Genomic DNA, 16,781 nt, shown 5'->3' with positions numbered 1-16,781 from the left:
CATACTGTACCAATTAGTTGTCAAAATCCTTGCTTTTAGCTAACATTAGAGAAGAGAAAAGTATATTGATTGAAAATGAAATGAGGTGTCAAAATGGAGAATACCCATCTTAACTTAGAAGATGTTCAAAAAAGGGTGGATGCATACATATCCCAATTTAAAGAAGGATACTTTTCCCCGCTCTCTCTTATAGCAAGGTTATCAGAGGAAACAGGGGAATTAGCGCGAGAGGTAAATCATTATTACGGAGAAAAACCGAAGAAAAAAACAGAAAAAGAAAATACAGTCGAAGAAGAAGTAGGTGATATGATTTTTGTATTAGCCTGCTTAGCAAATTCATTGGATTTTGACCTGTCGGATTCCTTTGAGAAATCAATGCAAAAATTTGAAACGAGAGATAAAAATCGCTGGACAAAGAAAGAGGAGGATGACCACCATGGCAATTAAAATCATTGTAGCTGGTCCAAGAGGAAGAATGGGGAAAGAAGCCGTTCATATGATTCATAATACAGAGGACTTTGCATTAACAGCTTGCTTGGACCATAAAAATGAAGGCATGAAATTGAGTGATTTAGAAGCGTTTCAGGATGATTTGAACGTGCCTGTATACACAGATATCGAAAAGTGTTTTTCTGAGCAGCAGGCTGATGTATTTGTTGATTTAACCGTCCCGGAAGCAGCTTATAAGCATACAAAAGCGGCATTGAATCATCAAATCCGTCCGGTTATCGGAACAACAGGGTATACGGAAGAACAGTTAGAAGAGTTAAAACAACTGGCAAAAGAAAAACAAACCGGTTGTATTATTGCGCCTAACTTTGCTGTCGGTGCTGTTTTAATGATGAAATTCGCCAAAATGGCAGCTTCCTATTTCCCAGATGTAGAAATTATTGAGAAGCACCATGATCAAAAGCTGGATGCACCGTCCGGGACAGCAAAGAAAACAGCTGAGCTGATTCAGGAAGCAAGAAGTCCGAAAAAACAAGGCCATCCGGATGAAGAAGAAACTATTCCTGGAGCGCGCGGCGGAGACTTTGACGGCATGCGTATTCACAGTATGCGCCTTCCCGGTCTGGTGGCTCATCAGGAGATTGTTTTCGGCAGTGCCGGCCAAACATTAACGATACAGCATGATTCCATGAACAGAGCATCGTTTATGGACGGTGTAAAAGAATGCGTGTATCAGGTGATGGATATGGATGAGCTTATTTACGGTTTAGAGAATATCTTATAGAAAATAGGTGTACAAAACAGGGGAGGAAGTTGCCGTGAATATTGCTTTAATTGCACATGATAAGAAAAAAGATGATATGGTCGGGTTTACAACCGCCTATGCGCACATACTAAAGAAACATGATTTATTTGCTACAGGAACCACAGGGAGCAGAATAGAAGAAGCAACCGGGCTTCCGGTACATCGTTTCCAATCCGGTCCGCTCGGCGGCGATCAGCAAATAGGAAGTTTGATTGCCAACAATGAAATGGATATGGTTATTTTCTTCCGCGATCCGTTAACTGCTCAGCCGCATGAGCCGGATATCAGCGCTTTAATGCGGCTATGTGATGTTTATCAAATTCCTTTAGCAACCAATATTGCCGCCGGAGAAATTTACATGCATGGCTTGAAGCGGGGCGATTTTCACTGGAGAGATATTATAAAAGAAGAATAAACCGTATGAATAAATGTATTCCGGCTATGATTGTTTCAACGGCAGAGTACAGTTGCAGGAAAGAAGGGGAATTGTGAAGAAAATAGGAATTACGTGTTATCCGACGATTGGCGGTTCGGGAGTTATCGCAACGGAACTAGGGAAGAAATTAGCAGAAAAAGGACATGAAATACATTTTATTACTTCCAGTATGCCTTTTCGCTTAGAAAAAGTATATGTCAATGTGTATTATCATCAAGTGGAAATAAGTCATTATCCTGTATTTCAATACCCGCCCTATGATCTCGCTTTAGCTGCAAAGATGGCAGAGGTGATCGATCGGGAAAAATTGGACATCCTTCATGTGCACTATGCCATGCCGCATGCTATTTGCGGCATTTTAGCCAGAGATATGGCAAAACATCCGGTGAAAATTGTCACAACGTTACATGGAACGGATATTACTGTCCTGGGTATTGATAATACGTTAAAACCTATTATCCGCCATGGTATTGAACAATCAGATGCAGTGACCACCGTTTCCGATAGTTTACGAAAACAGACCGTAGATATGGTGGACATCAAGAAAGAAATGCATGTGATTTATAACTTTATCAATGAAAATGAATATTACCCAAAAAAAGACGAGGAGCTGCGTCATCAATTTCAAATAAAGGCATCGGATAAAATATTGGTGCATATATCTAACTTCCGAAAAGTCAAACGGGTTCAGGATATTATCGATACATTTAAAATCGTGAACGAGAATATCCCTTCCAAATTGTTATTAATTGGAGATGGTCCGGAATTTGCTGATATGGCACAGCATGTTCATGATTTAGGTTTGGAGACAGAGATTCAGTTTCTGGGAAAACAAAATAATGTCAGCGATATTGTAGCAATGGCAGATCTCATGCTGCTGATGTCTGAAAAAGAAAGCTTCGGGTTAGTATTATTAGAAGCGATGGCTTGCGGCGTACCTGGAATTGGAACGGATGTCGGCGGTATTCCGGAAGTATTAACCCACGGAGAGACAGGGTATATCGTTGAACTTGGAGACGTCAGGCAAGCTGCGGCTTATGCAGTAGAATTACTATCTGATCCGGATATGCAAAAACAGTTTTCTCAAGCAGCTTTGGACCATGCGCGTACACACTTCTCATCCGAGAAAATTGTCAATCAATATGAAGATTTATATGACCGGGTACTGGAAGAAGGAGAAAGAGGGTAGAAAAATGTTACCACCAATTTTTCAAAAGGCGTCCAAAATCATATCCGTCCTGGAAGAAAACCAATACGAAGCATATTTTGTCGGCGGCTGTGTACGGGATTATATGACCGGGCGTCCGATTCATGATGTGGATATTGCTTCATCCGCCCTTCCTTCCGAAGTTCAAAAGATTTTTCCGAAAGTCATTCCGGTTGGTTTGGAACACGGCACTGTCATTGTCCGCTATGAACAGGAATCATTTGAAGTCACTACGTACCGGACTGAAGGGGAATACAGTGACCACCGCCGGCCGGATGATGTTCGTTTTGTCCGTGATATCAAGGAAGACTTGAAACGCAGAGATTTCACCATGAATGCCATAGCGATGGATACGAACGGGAAGATCCTGGATCCTTTTGGCGGAAAACAAGCGATTGAGAGCGGGCTGATTCAGACGGTAGGTCATGCAGCAGATCGTTTTGAAGAGGATGCTTTACGTATTATCCGCGCTCTCCGCTTTTGCAGCCAATTAGGTTTTTCCATTGAAGAGGACACCAAGAAAGCAATGCAACGTTGCGGAGCACAAATCGATTACTTAGCAGTGGAACGGTTAACTGCAGAATTAGAAAAAATGGTTGCAGGACCTTTTTTCAACCAGGCAGTGGATTATCTATTTGCATTAGAATTGTATCACTATCTGCCTATTTTTAAGGAAGAACCTTTGCTGTTAAAGGAATTAGAGCCGGTTTCTTCGCTCGCACCTGTGTTTGCATTGGTCGAATTGAAGAGCGCAGCCTTGACAGCAGCGGCTTGTATCCAGGCTTACAAATGTTCCAATCAACTGAAACGCCAGGCTCTCAACCTGGTGGAAGGTTACCATCTCTATCAAAAGAATGGTATCGATGCATGGTTCGTCTATCAACTGCCCAAACAACAATGGGAAGACTTTATATACTTAGTAAGACAAATCGATCAGGCTACAATCGATCGACAAGCATTGCATCGGATACGGAATAAGCTCCCGATTTTGTCTAAAAAAGAGCTTTGTGTGAATGGCTATGATATCATAGAATGGTTTCCGGAACGTCCAAAAGGAAAATGGATAAAAGATGTATTGGATAAAATCGAATATCATGTCGTGATTTCTAAACTTGCAAATGAAAAATCGAAAATAAAGGAATGGATACAATGGAATCTACCCGCTCAAGGTTAATTAGACTTCTATCTAAAAGTAAAGAAAGCTATATCTCAGGTCAGACGCTTTCCGAAGCATTGGGTATTTCTCGGAATGCCATTTGGAAACATATGAAAGACTTGGAGAATGACGGCTATACCATTGATGCAAAGAGAAGTCAGGGGTATCGTATCGTTTCCTTTCCCGATAAAGTCAGCAGCAATACCATCCGCTGGGGACTTGAAACAACATGGATGGGGCATCACATTATTCACAGAACGTCGGTTCTTTCTACCCAATTAATCGGACATGAAGCGGCCCGGGACAATGCACCGGATGGAACAATGATTATTGCGGAAGAACAGACTGCAGGCAGAGGCCGGATGAAGAAAAATTGGTTTTCGGATAAAGAAGGGTTATGGTCCACGCTGCTTCTCCGACCGCCAATCCCTCCGAATAAAGCATCTGAGCTTACTTTATTAGCAGCGGTTGCGTTGAGAGAAGCACTGCATGAGCTGACCGGTCTGTCCATCGGTATCAAATGGCCCAATGATTTATTAATCGGCGACAAAAAGCTTTGTGGTATTTTAACCGAAATGCAGGGAGAGCAGGATCGAATTGATTATGTTTTAATTGGTTCCGGCTTAAATGTGAATCAGGATGAAGCAAGCTGGGATGCATCTATCCGTGATATCGCAACCTCATTAAAAATAGAATCCGGAAAACAATGGGATAAAAAAGAAATCGTCCAGCGCATATTAAAACACTTTGAAAATATGTACGAGTTATATTTAGAAGCGGGCTTTCAAGCCATTAAACCCAAATGGGAAGAACATGCTTTCAAAATAGGAGAAAACATTAACATTAAAACCTTTCATCAGGCATGGTCAGGTAAATTTCTGGGCATCACAGATGAAGGAGCTTTAATTGCTGAATCCCCAGACGGCACCCCTGTAACACTGTACTCTGCAGAAATAGCATGGTTTGACCGGTAAATAAGGGATACACATTCGGTCAGAGCACGGGATGATACGGTATGATCCTATCCAATGAAAAGAATGGAGGTGGTCTTATGAAGTATGTTGTGATTGATTTAGAAACAACCGGAAATTCACCGGCCAAAGCAGGAAAAATCATTGAAATAGGAATGGTTGTCATTGAAAATGATGAAATTAAAGAAACAAAAACGGCCTTATTTAATCCAAATCAGCCTATACCGCCTTTTATTTCTCAGCTGACAGGTATTTATGATGAAGAAGTAGCGGATGCGCCATTTTTTATAGATGAAGCAGAGGAAATCAGCGGGATATTACAAGACAGTTATATTATTGCGCATAACGCAACCTTTGATGTCGGTTTTCTCAATACAGAATTAACCTCGAATGGTTTTCCTGCCTTGAAAAACCGGGTCATCGATACGGTGGAACTGTCCAGAATTTTATTTCCGGGCATATCCAGTTATAAATTAAGTTATCTGGCAACGTATTTTGAACTGTATCACGATGATCCGCATCGCGCTTTATCTGATGCGTATGTAACAGCAAAGCTATTTTTAAAACTGAAGGAAAAATTAGGCCATCTGCCATATGAAACATTATATAAACTGAACATGCTTGAAGATAAATTACAATCCGATTTAGCAGCTATCCTTGATGACCGTTTAGAAGAATTAGCCTTTCAGGAGCATCCAGATGATCAAATAAAACATTATCAGGGACTGGCTTTTCGTATGTCTGAAAAAAAGAATGGAGATGACTCCCGGATCGATTTATCATTCGGGGAATATTTAGATGCGATTTATCAGGAACAGGGCGCACTGGCGCAAGCATTTGCTTCCTATGAACCAAGAGAAGGACAGCGGCAAATGTCTGAAACGATTTACGATGCTTTTTCTGCCAAAAAACATGCATTTATCGAGGCAGGAACCGGAACAGGAAAATCATTGGCTTATTTATTGCCCGCTATTTATCAGGCTGTCAATCACAGGGAGCGCCTTCTTATCAGTACATATACCACACAGTTGCAAAGCCAGCTGCTTGAAGAAGAAATTCCGTTATTAAAAAAGATTTTGGACACCCACTTTAACGTAGCACTAATGAAAGGGAAAAATCATTATTTAAACCTGGAGAAATTTCTTTATGAGCTGGATTATGGATCCAACGATAATTATGATTTTGTTTTAACCAAAGCAATTCTGCTCGTGTGGATTACGGAAACAGAAACAGGGGATATTGACGAAATTCAGTTACCGGCAGGAGGATATATTTTCTTTCAAAAGGTTTCTGCTGATGCAGAAAGGAACATAAATCCCAAATCGCCTTGGTTCCATCATTCCTATTATCAATTGGCCAGACGCCGGGCTCAAAAAGCAGATATCATTATTACCAACCACGCCTTACTATGTACCGATATGTTTAATGATTATGCTTTTTTACCAAGCTACCAAAAGGTCATTATCGATGAAGCGCATCACTTTGAAGAAACAGCATCCCATCATTACGGTCTCAAACTGGATTATATCCAGATGCAGTTCACTTGTAATTATTTAGGAACAGCAGAAGAGGATAAACAATTCCGCACCGTATTGAAAGCTTTTAATATGGAACAAAAGCAGAAACTGGCGGATCAGTGGAATGCCGCGATCAAAGAAGCAAAATATGATATTGATGAACTTTTTCATCTTATTGAGCGCTTTGTGATGTCTCAACAGAAGAATGACAAAGCTACCAGTGATTTGGGGAGGGTACAATACCGTATCAAGCCGGAAACATATCAACAGGATTCCTGGCAGCTTGCTCAGGATATGGCAGCACGTCTGCGTATGCATTTCCAAAAGCAATTAGATGTTCTATTTCAGTTAAAGAGCCATTACTCTTCGACGAACGGAGACGAAAAACAATTTCTTGAAGAGATTGCCCAGATGCAGGATGCTTTAGAAAATTACAGGGAAGATTTACAGATGATGTTTCAGGAAGAGAATGAAGTGACATTAATAAAGTGGGCTGAAATCGATTTAAAAGGAAGTCATCATAGTGTATTTCTTTACAGTGAACCATCTGATATTGCTCCCATCTTGGCAGAAGACTTTTTCTCTAAAAAAAACAGTGTGATTTTCACCAGTGCCACGTTAACCATGGGAAGTTCCTTTTCCTTTATCAAAGAGCGGTTGGGCGTATCGGAAGACAATTTATTAACAAAACAAATTGCATCTCCTTTTCATTATGATAAACAAGTGCAGCTGTTAATCCCGACGGATTTTCCAGATATTAAACACGGAAATATGGATGATTTTGTTTATGCAGTATGTGAAGCGATATTATCGCTCGCAGATGTCACTTCCGGGAGAATGCTTGTATTGTTTACGTCGTATGATATGCTAAAAAAAGCGAATCATCTCCTAAAAGAAATGATGACAGACCAGCAATATGTGATTATTGCACAAGGTGTGACAAGCGGCAGCCGAAGCAGGTTGAAGAAAAATTTCCAATCCTATGACCAGGCTATTCTGCTTGGGACAAGTTCTTTCTGGGAAGGTGTGGATATACCCGGAGAAGATTTATCGGCCCTCGTAATGGCAAGACTGCCGTTTCAACCGCCGAATCATCCTGTTTTTGAAGCGAAATCACATCAGATGAAAGAAGAAGGAAGAAATCCGTTTATGGATTTATCTTTGCCCCAGGCTGTTCTTAAATTTAAACAAGGGTTTGGACGGTTAATCCGTTCTTCGGACGACAGAGGAATTGTATTTATTTGTGACGTACGTATTAAAACAGCTAGATACGGGAAATACTTTCTGGACTCCATTCCGGACGTTCCTGTTCATTATGATACGACAAATCACTTGATGAACACCGCAGAAAATTGGTTTCATCAGTAACCTGTTGGACGCGCGCACCAAAATCGATTGCAGGAACCGGAACAGATGAGCCGGTTTACCGGCGTGAAAGTTTTCAGGGGTATTTGTTTACAGAAACCGGACATCTAGGTATAGTAAATGATGAAAGATAATCTTATAAGAAACGGATGGAATGCCATGAGGGAATCAAATAATAGATGGGTATTATGGACGCTTATCGCCGTTCTGCTTCTCTTGCTTGCAGGGATAGGTTACAGCATTTATTTGTATCAAGTCATCAACGATAATCGCACAGCAGGGTTTGATGAAACGAAAGAAGAGATAGAAACGCAAACCTCTTATCATAATGTGCATTCAATACAAGGTTACTATGGAGAAAATAACTATCATGTATTTTACGCAAGCAATGAAGATAATGAAGAGCGGCTGATTTTTCTTCCGTTAGAAGGAGAAGAACGCGAATTAATTGTGATTAATACAGAGGATATAATGCGTGAAGAAGCTATGGTAGATGCCTGGTCTTCCAACTGTGATACATGTCAATTTGCAGATATCAGCCCTGCCTACGAAGATGGGGAGGCTTTATGGGAGATTACTTACTATGATCAAGATAACCATTTTGTCATGGATTACTATTCCATTAACGGAGAAAGTTTAGAAGAACGATACACGTATAACCATATGTTCCCTTAAGCAGGAGAGACTGTCTAAAACAGGGGGAGCATCTCATATTTCACAGAAAAACATCCATCATAACTGGATGTCTACTAATGAGTTGGAGGATTTGAAGATGAAGATAACCATTCAAGAAGCGCCGAAACACGTAGAAGAGGAGGTAACCATTGGCGGCTGGCTGGCCAATAAACGTTCCAGCGGTAAAATTGCCTTCTTGCAACTTCGTGATGGTACCGGCTTTATGCAAGGAATTGTTGTGAAAAGCGATGTTTCCGAGGAAGTATTCACCAACGCCAAGAACCTGACGCAAGAAACGTCTTTATATGTCACTGGGAAAATTGTCGAAGATACCCGTTCTGATTTCGGCTATGAAATGCAAGTATCTGATTTAGAAGTGATTCACGAAGCAACAGATTACCCGATTACGCCGAAAAACCATGGAACAGAGTTTTTAATGGACCACCGTCATCTGTGGCTGCGTTCGAAAAAACAGCATGCCGTGATGAAAATTCGTAATGAAATCATCCGGGCTACCTACGAATTTTTTAATACCAATGGTTTCGTCAAGGTAGACCCGCCTATTTTAACCGGATCCTCCGCAGAAGGAACAACGGAATTGTTTCATACCAAATACTTTGATGAGGAAGCATACTTATCCCAGAGCGGACAGCTTTACATGGAAGCAGCAGCAATGGCGCTTGGAAAAGTATTTTCATTTGGCCCTACTTTCCGTGCAGAAAAATCCAAAACAAGAAGACATCTGATTGAATTTTGGATGATTGAACCGGAAATGGCATTTATGGATCATGAAGACAGCTTACAAGTTCAAGAAAACTACGTCAGCTTTGTTGTACAGGCAGTTCTTGAAAACTGTGCTTTAGAACTAAAAACGCTGGAAAGAGATACATCGAAATTAGAACAAATTCAAGCTCCATTCCCGCGTATCAGTTATGATGAAGCTGTAGAATTCTTAAAAGAAAAAGGGTTTGATGATATTGAATGGGGAGAAGACTTCGGTGCACCGCATGAAACAGCCATTGCTGAAAGTTATGACAAACCTGTCTTCATTACAAACTATCCAAAAGACATCAAAGCATTCTATATGAAGCCGGATCCGGAAAGATCGGATGTTGTCCTTTGTGCCGATTTAATTGCTCCTGAAGGCTATGGAGAGATTATCGGCGGTTCCCAGCGGATTGATGATCTGGCCTTAATGGAACAAAGGTATAAAGAACATGACTTGACCGGCCCTGCTTACGAGTGGTACTTGGAATTGCGTAAATACGGCAGTGTCCCGCATAGTGGATTCGGTTTAGGACTGGAGAGAACGGTAGCCTGGTTATCCGGCGTGGAACATGTTCGCGAGACCATTCCGTTCCCAAGACTGTTGAATCGTTTATATCCTTAAGAACGAAAAGCGCAGGAGCGCCCGTTTAAAAACGTAGAGACTGCGCGTTGTAACTGAGATAAAGGAATCATGCCCCTTTAGGGGTATGCCGACGTTAGGCTTTAGCCTGGTCTTAGTCGGCCTTCCTTCACCTTAAACCGATGATGAATAAAAATTAAATTTTACAAAATTATATACTTTCTTATTCCATAAAAAAGGTATCTGAACAACCACGTTCTGACTGTTTCATTTTTGACTATCAGAACTTGAATAGAATGATTTCTTATACGCAAAATAATCCCTTGCTGTCAAAGCGAGGGATTTCCTTTCTTCTTGATGAAAGAAAGATGCTATACTGTTATCTGAGGTGTTAGAAATGAATAAAAAAATGAATTATCAAGCTATTATCCAAGATCAAATGACTATTTCCAAAAAATTGCTGGCTGACTATCATCAATTAGGACTTCATGAAACGGAACTTATTTTACTATTACAGCTTTCCCGATTTGCAGATGAGGGAAATCATTTTCCTACGCCTTTTGAGCTGGCACAAACAGCCAGTTTTTCAGAAGAAGAAGCAGCCAATATGCTCCGGAAACTCGTACAAAGAGGATTCTTATCGATTGAAAAAAACGACTCCGATCAAACACCTATCAGTGAATCATACTCTCTGGAACCCTTGCTGGAAAAACTATACGAGGAACAAACCGCTGTTATAAATAAAGAAGAGGAAGAACACATCGGTAATATTTTTATTTTATTTGAACAAGAGTTTGGCCGGCCGTTATCGCCTTTTGAAATAGAAACGGTTAACAGCTGGCTGGATGAAGATGAAATAGAGCCTTCCTTGATAAAAGCGGGATTGCGCGAGTCTGTATTGATGAGCAAATTAAACTTTAAATATATTGATCGGATTTTAAGAGAATGGAAGAAAAAAGGGATTCATACAGTACAAGATGCTAGAAAAGCAAGCCGACAATTTCATCAGAATAAACCAGATACGAATCAAACGGACGATACACGTCCAAAAAGAGATACATCCTTTTATTATAATTGGCTGGAAGGGGAATAAGGTAATGTTGAATAATACACAAATTAGACGATGTTTAGATGCCATGGCTGAAATGTTTCCAAATGCCAAAGGAGAACTTATCCATTCCAATCCATTTGAATTAGTCATCGCTGTTTTACTATCTGCACAGTGTACGGACAAACTGGTTAACAAAGTAACAGCGGATTTATTTAAAAAATATAAAACGCCGGAGGATTACCTCGCTGTCTCTTTAGAAGAATTGGAAAATGATATCCGCTCCATCGGTTTGTACCGATCCAAAGCTAAAAATATTCAAAAGCTTTGCCGCACCTTAATCGACAAATTTGACGGGGTAGTGCCGCAAACCAAAGAGGAACTGGTACAATTGGCCGGTGTCGGCAGAAAAACTGCTAATGTGGTTGCTTCGGTCGCTTTTGATGAACCTTCCATCGCCGTTGATACCCATGTCGAACGTGTGTCAAAACGACTAGGTATCTGCAGATGGAAAGACAGCGTGACAGAAGTGGAAAATACGTTGATGCGTAAAGTTCCGAGAGATGAGTGGAGTGTCACGCATCACCGGATGATTTTCTTTGGCCGCTACCATTGTAAAGCAAGAAACCCGGAATGTCCGAAATGTCCATTACTGGATATTTGCCGGGAAGGTAAAAAACGTATGAAGAAAATAGAGGAGTAAAATAATCTTTTTGTACAATTATTCCTTAAATAAAACAACCCCGATCTGAATCAACAGATCGGGGTTGTTTATTTATTCTTCATCTTCAGGACTGCTGTCCTCGTCACCATTATCTTCATTTTGAGGTGAAACATCATCTGAACCTTCATCCGAACTATCGGAATCTTCCTCGGAATCGCCGGAATTATCAGAGCTATCATCGCTTTCACTCTCTTGTTCTTCCTGATTTTCAGTGTCATCAGGTTCATTGCCTTCATTGTCTCCGTTGCTATCGTTACTATTGTCTGTGTCATTGCTGCTGTCATTTTCATTACCGGAATCATTATTATCGTTGTTGTCGTTATTATTGTCTTCATTACCATCCGAATCATTGCCATTTTCTTCTCCGGATGATTCTGAATCAGAATCTGCATCCGTATCTGCGTCAGATTCTGAGTCAGATCCATTTTCTTCTTCCGGCTGTTCTTCCTCTTCAGATTCTTCTTCCTCATCCCCGCCTTCTTCTTCAGGGACGGTCACGCTTGTAGAGGAGGAAGGGCCTTGCACATTGCTGTCTTCTTCACTGGTTGGAGTTACTGAAATATCGTAATCTCCCGGAGTAACGCCGCTGACAGCAATACTTTCGGAGCCGACATTTTGGGTATCGCCATTCACACTTACTTCAAAATTGGCAGATGGCCCATCATAACTCCAGGAAACATCAATCGTATCTTCGCCGTTATATTCAGCAGAAAGACCGCTCACGCCTGGTATATCTTCTTGTTCCTCTTCATCCTCATCACCGCCGGGTACTTGAACTGTTGTTGTTGCCGGATCGCTGGATGTAGATCCACTTTCAGCAACAACTTGTATCGTATACTCAGCACCTTCTTCCACATCCGATATGTCCATGGATGTGTCGCTGGTAGAAGAGAGGGACTGCATGCTGCCGCCATCAATGCTGGCACTTACATCAAAGTTCACATCATCATCTGAATCAGCGTCATAATCCCAAGATACTTCAATGGAATTATCATCTTCATTATAGCTTCCGGACAGTCCGCTTACGCCATCTAATTCTTCATAGCGCTCAGAAACCTCATTTGGCTCTGTACCTTCGACAAATAACTCGGTTACTTTGTTGTCACTAGGTGTGCTGTCGCTTGCTAAAGCAGCCGGGTTGGTACCTTTCTCCACCTCTACATCTACGACAGAGTCAGGACGGTTAAAGTCAGCTGTTTCAACGCCTTCTGATAATTGGCTCATTGTCTGCTGGAACATTTGCTGGGATAAGGTTGTGTCCTGAAGCGGAACACGGGAGCCATCTGATTGATAACCGCCAGTCCAGGATGCAATGGTATAGTTCGTCGTATACCCGACAAACCAGGCGTCCCGGCTTCCTTCTTGGCCATCCATCGTTGTTGTTCCAGTCTTACCGGCCATATCCAGATCAGGAACATTCGCATTCGTGCCTGTACCGGATTGGACGACTGACTTCAGCATATCCGTCACCATATAGGCTGTATAATCTTCCATAACTTTTTCCGTATCAGGCGTTAAATCTACTTCGCGTCCATCTGAAAATTCAACCTTTGTTACAGCATATGGCTCTGTATAATTCCCTTCATTACCAAAAGCACTGTATGCTCCTGCCATCTGTATCGGGGTAACCTCTGTACTTGTTCCGCCAATGGCTTCACGCAGGTCAAGGTAATCTGAATCAAATTCAAACCCGAGATTTTCAGCAAATTCTTTGGAGTTTTCCGGACCGACTTCTTCCATCAATTTGACTGCCGGAACGTTTAGAGATTGTTGCAATGCATAACGGGCAGTTACCCAGCCGTTGTAACTTCTGGTAGCATTCCGTACTGGATTGGAGCCTTCAAGTTCATAAGGGCCTTCATCATCCAGCTGGTGGTACGTTGACATTTGATTATATTCTACTGCAGGTCCATACGACATAATCGGTTTCGCAGTAGAACCAGCTTGTGTGGTACCTCTGGTTGCGTAATTAAAGTCAGATTCATTATTGATACTGCCGCCAATTGCTTGAATAGCTCCGGACTGTGTATCTAAAACAACCATTGCTCCTTGTGTATCTTCTGGATAATTAATCGGACTCGAGTCGCTTCTTTCCATTACGTCCTCCACATATGGCTGTGCATCCGGATCAAGTGTGGTATGGACTTTCAAGCCGTCCGAATCAAGATCGACGTCTTCCAATTTTTCGTTGACTTCTTTACGAACTTGATCAACAAACGCATCATATGGTGATGGGTCAGGACGCTCTTCAGTTAGCAGGGAAGGGATATCAACACTTTTAGCTTCTTCTGCTTCTTCTTCTGTAATCTTGCCATGACGAACCATTAGATTTAATACAGTATTCATCCGTTCTTCTGTTAATTCCGGATTTTCAATCGGATTATAGGCTGTTGGACGCTGCGGTAAACCGGCTAAAATAGCAGCTTCCGGCAAGGTCAAATCATCTAAATCCTCTTTGCCGAAATAGGTTTCTGCCGCTTGGGCAACACCGTATGCATGATTACCATAAAAAATTGTGTTTAAGTACATTTCCATAATCTCTTCTTTACTGTACTGTCTTTCTAATTTCATAGCCATCCACATTTCCTGGACTTTGATGCTCACCTTTTTTTCATTACTTAAAAACGCACGTTCGACAACCTGTTGCGTGATGGTGCTGGCACCTTGGGAGCCAAATCCGCCTGTGAAGTTACCTTGAATTGCTCCGCCGATACGTCTGATGTCTATACCATTATGATCAAAGAATCGAACATCCTCTGTCGCAGTAACCGCATCTATCAGTAAATCCGGCAATTCTTCAAAGTTAACTTCCTGTCTTTTTTCATCGGAGCTTAAATTGGTAAAAGGCTCTCCGTTTTTATCATAAAGGGTCGAAGCAAAAGGAACATTCAATTGTTCTTCATCAATATCAGGTGCTTGTGCTATCCAATAAGCACCGACTGCGGCTCCGCCTAAAAATAAAATCAAGAATAATAAAAGAATAATCTTTATGACTTTCTTCCACATCGGCTGTTTCTTTTTATTCTTTGTCTTCTTTCCTTGCTGCTTTCTCCTCGCAGCTCTTGTCTGGCTATTTTGATCTGCCATTCTTTATACCTCCATATCTATAGGTAGAGCTTATCAACAACAGGTAAAAAATCAACCTTTTTCTGATAATGAAAGGGAATAAGATATCCCAATTGTTTGACATAATCATAGGAAATGGATTTTTTACCACCATCAAACTGCTCCTGCCAGCAAACAAATAAATCTTTTGCATCAAATAGATAAGTTTCTTCGTAAGCTCTAAACCGTAAAATAATAAAGCTGATTCCGCCGTGCTTTATTACTTGCTGCATGTGATGCACTTGATGTTCGTGAATGTTTGCAAGAGGAAAGGACTTTTTATTTTTGGTTTCCTTTGCCTCAAAATCAATATGTTTTCCCTTGTAAATACCGTTGTAATCCGTCGTTGATGCTTGTTTAAAGTATGCTTCGGTAATTACTGCAGCACTGCGCTTCGGGTAATGAACATTTACAATTTGCACGGGTGTCGGTTTTTTATGAATCACTGCTTGTCCTTGTATTCGATAGAACTCGGTGGTTTCATTTATTTCTTCTTCCAGCGTCATTCCTCTCCTGCTAAAACTTGTTTGCTTTGGTTTTATGGTTAGTGGTTTCCGCTGACCATTCGGATAATTCATATTTACAAGCCTCCTAACAATATACCCTAAACACCCATTAACTATATAGAAACTTCTTTGTCCCGTGTAGGATACATATAAAACCAGTACATCATATATTATAATATAAATTCAAGACGGAAACGAATTATAGCATTTAAAATTTTAAAACATATGGACAAAATATGGAGAAAGAAAAATGAAGCACAGCTGCATCAACCTTACATAATCTACGCATACAAACTTTTATTCATAAGGGTCGAAGGTTAAAAAGAACCTAATTATCATTCTGTCGGTACGTATACCTGCAAAATATAATTAGGCTAATTAATGACAGCATATTTCCAATTTAAGTGGAAGGGCGGTCAGGACCCGCTATTTTCTTATCTCTTGTTTTTTCATTATTATTCTTTTTGTTATTTGCATTCGTTTTTTGCTGGGCTTTTGACGGTTTCATCATCCATAACCTCCTTTTTTTGCTATAAAAATGCTGTCGCTGTTTACCTTACTGTAAAACTTCAGCCAACATGAAGTTTCACAATATAGTTTGTCTCATTTTGTGTAAATCATTACAGATTTGCACTAGTTTTGTTTGGATTATTCTACTTTTGTCGAACAGGCAGGAGGTTATCTTTATTATGTGGAATAAATAATATAACAAGATGTGAATCATATGATTTTATTTTACAATAGGAGGAGAAACCATATGCTTCTTTCCCAATCAAGCCTTCCCGAAGAGAATCAAGGATACAGTAAACAAGAGATGGAAAAACGAATCGAACAAATACAAGATCAGCTCGATCTCATTTACCTTAAACTAAAAGCAAATGTAGACAACGAAGTATGGGTGCGTTTTCAAACACAAACAAACAACTTGAAACAGACAAAAGCGGAAATTCAAAGATGGAAGCAGCTCTTATAATAAGAAGCTGCTTCTTTCGTGAGTGATTGATGACTTTTCCAGCTGTTATATGATAAACTTAGATTAATCTATCTATATAAATTGAAATTAATATTTTATCTTCTAACGCTCGCTACGGAAAAACACTACGCTTTCCATGGGCTTGTCCTCAGCCTCCTCGATAAAGGAGACTTAGCGACTGGCAAGCCGTCAGGCGCAGACAGAGCTGAAGTCGCTCTTTCATCGACTAAGAACGGTCACGTCCTGTGACCAACGTCGATACTAGGACGTCGTGTCCGTCGTGCCCCGCGGGTAAAAAAAGAAGTTCACTTTTTTCTGCGGGGTCTTCACACTGGGACTGTGATTACCAATGTTGTCAGGTTAACATGACCGCTGCGGCGGACCGTTTTGCTTTCCTAGGGGCACGCTCTTCAGCTAACTTTTGCCAAGAAGAGCGCTTGGCAAAAGTGGATCTTCAGAGGGTGCTGATCCCTCAGGAGTCAAAACGGTCCGCCT

General features: G+C 40.9%; 14 protein-coding genes. 12 read left to right on the top strand and 2 right to left on the bottom strand.

Annotated elements, in window-relative coordinates:
• The first annotated feature begins 93 nt into the window (after positions 1 to 93).
• From ACFQ19_RS04235 to nth, 11 genes are all read left to right on the top strand, one after another.
• Positions 94 to 447 carry a nucleotide pyrophosphohydrolase gene (locus tag ACFQ19_RS04235; RefSeq protein ID WP_379590824.1) on the top strand — a complete coding sequence of 118 codons (354 nt, stop codon included), beginning with the start codon at positions 94 to 96 and terminating at the stop codon, positions 445 to 447.
• Positions 437 to 1,234 (top strand): 4-hydroxy-tetrahydrodipicolinate reductase, encoded by a 798-nt coding sequence (gene dapB, locus ACFQ19_RS04230; RefSeq protein ID WP_379590823.1) that lies wholly within the window; start codon positions 437 to 439, stop codon positions 1,232 to 1,234. Before ACFQ19_RS04235 ends, dapB begins: the two co-directional genes overlap by 11 nt.
• A gap of 34 nt (positions 1,235 to 1,268) precedes the next feature.
• Positions 1,269 to 1,670 carry a methylglyoxal synthase gene (gene mgsA, locus ACFQ19_RS04225; protein ID WP_379590822.1) on the top strand — a complete coding sequence of 134 codons (402 nt, stop codon included), beginning with the start codon at positions 1,269 to 1,271 and terminating at the stop codon, positions 1,668 to 1,670.
• Between the two features lie 73 nt (positions 1,671 to 1,743).
• Positions 1,744 to 2,880, top strand: coding sequence for an N-acetyl-alpha-D-glucosaminyl L-malate synthase BshA (gene bshA / locus ACFQ19_RS04220; protein WP_379590821.1), 1,137 nt, complete (start codon positions 1,744 to 1,746; stop codon positions 2,878 to 2,880).
• A gap of 4 nt (positions 2,881 to 2,884) precedes the next feature.
• Positions 2,885 to 4,072: a CCA tRNA nucleotidyltransferase gene (locus ACFQ19_RS04215; RefSeq protein ID WP_379590820.1), complete on the top strand. Its 1,188-nt coding sequence runs from the start codon at positions 2,885 to 2,887 to the stop codon at positions 4,070 to 4,072.
• Positions 4,048 to 5,028: a biotin--[acetyl-CoA-carboxylase] ligase gene (locus ACFQ19_RS04210; RefSeq protein ID WP_379590819.1), complete on the top strand. Its 981-nt coding sequence runs from the start codon at positions 4,048 to 4,050 to the stop codon at positions 5,026 to 5,028. Before ACFQ19_RS04215 ends, ACFQ19_RS04210 begins: the two co-directional genes overlap by 25 nt.
• A gap of 77 nt (positions 5,029 to 5,105) precedes the next feature.
• Positions 5,106 to 7,910: an ATP-dependent DNA helicase DinG gene (dinG, locus tag ACFQ19_RS04205; protein WP_379590818.1), complete on the top strand. Its 2,805-nt coding sequence runs from the start codon at positions 5,106 to 5,108 to the stop codon at positions 7,908 to 7,910.
• A 156-nt stretch (positions 7,911 to 8,066) separates the two neighbouring features.
• Positions 8,067 to 8,582: a hypothetical protein gene (locus tag ACFQ19_RS04200; protein WP_379590817.1), complete on the top strand. Its 516-nt coding sequence runs from the start codon at positions 8,067 to 8,069 to the stop codon at positions 8,580 to 8,582.
• 97 nt (positions 8,583 to 8,679) lie between these two features.
• Entirely contained in the window at positions 8,680 to 9,972 is a 1,293-nt protein-coding gene (gene asnS, locus ACFQ19_RS04195) for an asparagine--tRNA ligase (RefSeq protein ID WP_379590815.1), read from the top strand.
• Between the two features lie 355 nt (positions 9,973 to 10,327).
• On the top strand, positions 10,328 to 11,023 hold the full coding sequence (locus ACFQ19_RS04190) for a DnaD domain-containing protein (RefSeq protein ID WP_379590814.1): 696 nt from the start codon (positions 10,328 to 10,330) through the stop codon (positions 11,021 to 11,023).
• Positions 11,024 to 11,027: 4 nt separating this feature from the next.
• Entirely contained in the window at positions 11,028 to 11,681 is a 654-nt protein-coding gene (gene nth, locus ACFQ19_RS04185) for an endonuclease III (RefSeq protein ID WP_379590813.1), read from the top strand.
• A 72-nt stretch (positions 11,682 to 11,753) separates the two neighbouring features.
• On the opposite strand, the gene ACFQ19_RS04180 is transcribed toward nth, so the two are convergent.
• Both ACFQ19_RS04180 and recU read right to left on the bottom strand, forming a co-directional pair.
• On the bottom strand, positions 11,754 to 14,789 hold the full coding sequence (locus tag ACFQ19_RS04180) for a PBP1A family penicillin-binding protein (protein ID WP_379590811.1): 3,036 nt from the start codon (positions 14,787 to 14,789) through the stop codon (positions 11,754 to 11,756).
• 17 nt (positions 14,790 to 14,806) lie between these two features.
• On the bottom strand, positions 14,807 to 15,385 hold the full coding sequence (recU, locus tag ACFQ19_RS04175) for a Holliday junction resolvase RecU (RefSeq protein WP_379590809.1): 579 nt from the start codon (positions 15,383 to 15,385) through the stop codon (positions 14,807 to 14,809).
• Between the two features lie 685 nt (positions 15,386 to 16,070).
• Here recU and ACFQ19_RS04170 point away from each other — a divergent pair.
• Positions 16,071 to 16,286: a hypothetical protein gene (locus tag ACFQ19_RS04170; RefSeq protein WP_379590808.1), complete on the top strand. Its 216-nt coding sequence runs from the start codon at positions 16,071 to 16,073 to the stop codon at positions 16,284 to 16,286.
• Positions 16,287 to 16,781: the final 495 nt, after the last annotated feature.

The organism is Oceanobacillus locisalsi (genome assembly GCF_042675985.1).
GTDB classification, from domain to species: Bacteria; Bacillota; Bacilli; order Bacillales; family Amphibacillaceae; genus Oceanobacillus; species Oceanobacillus locisalsi.
Note: the sequence above shows the minus strand (reverse complement) of the source record. Positions and strands in the feature narration are given on the sequence as shown.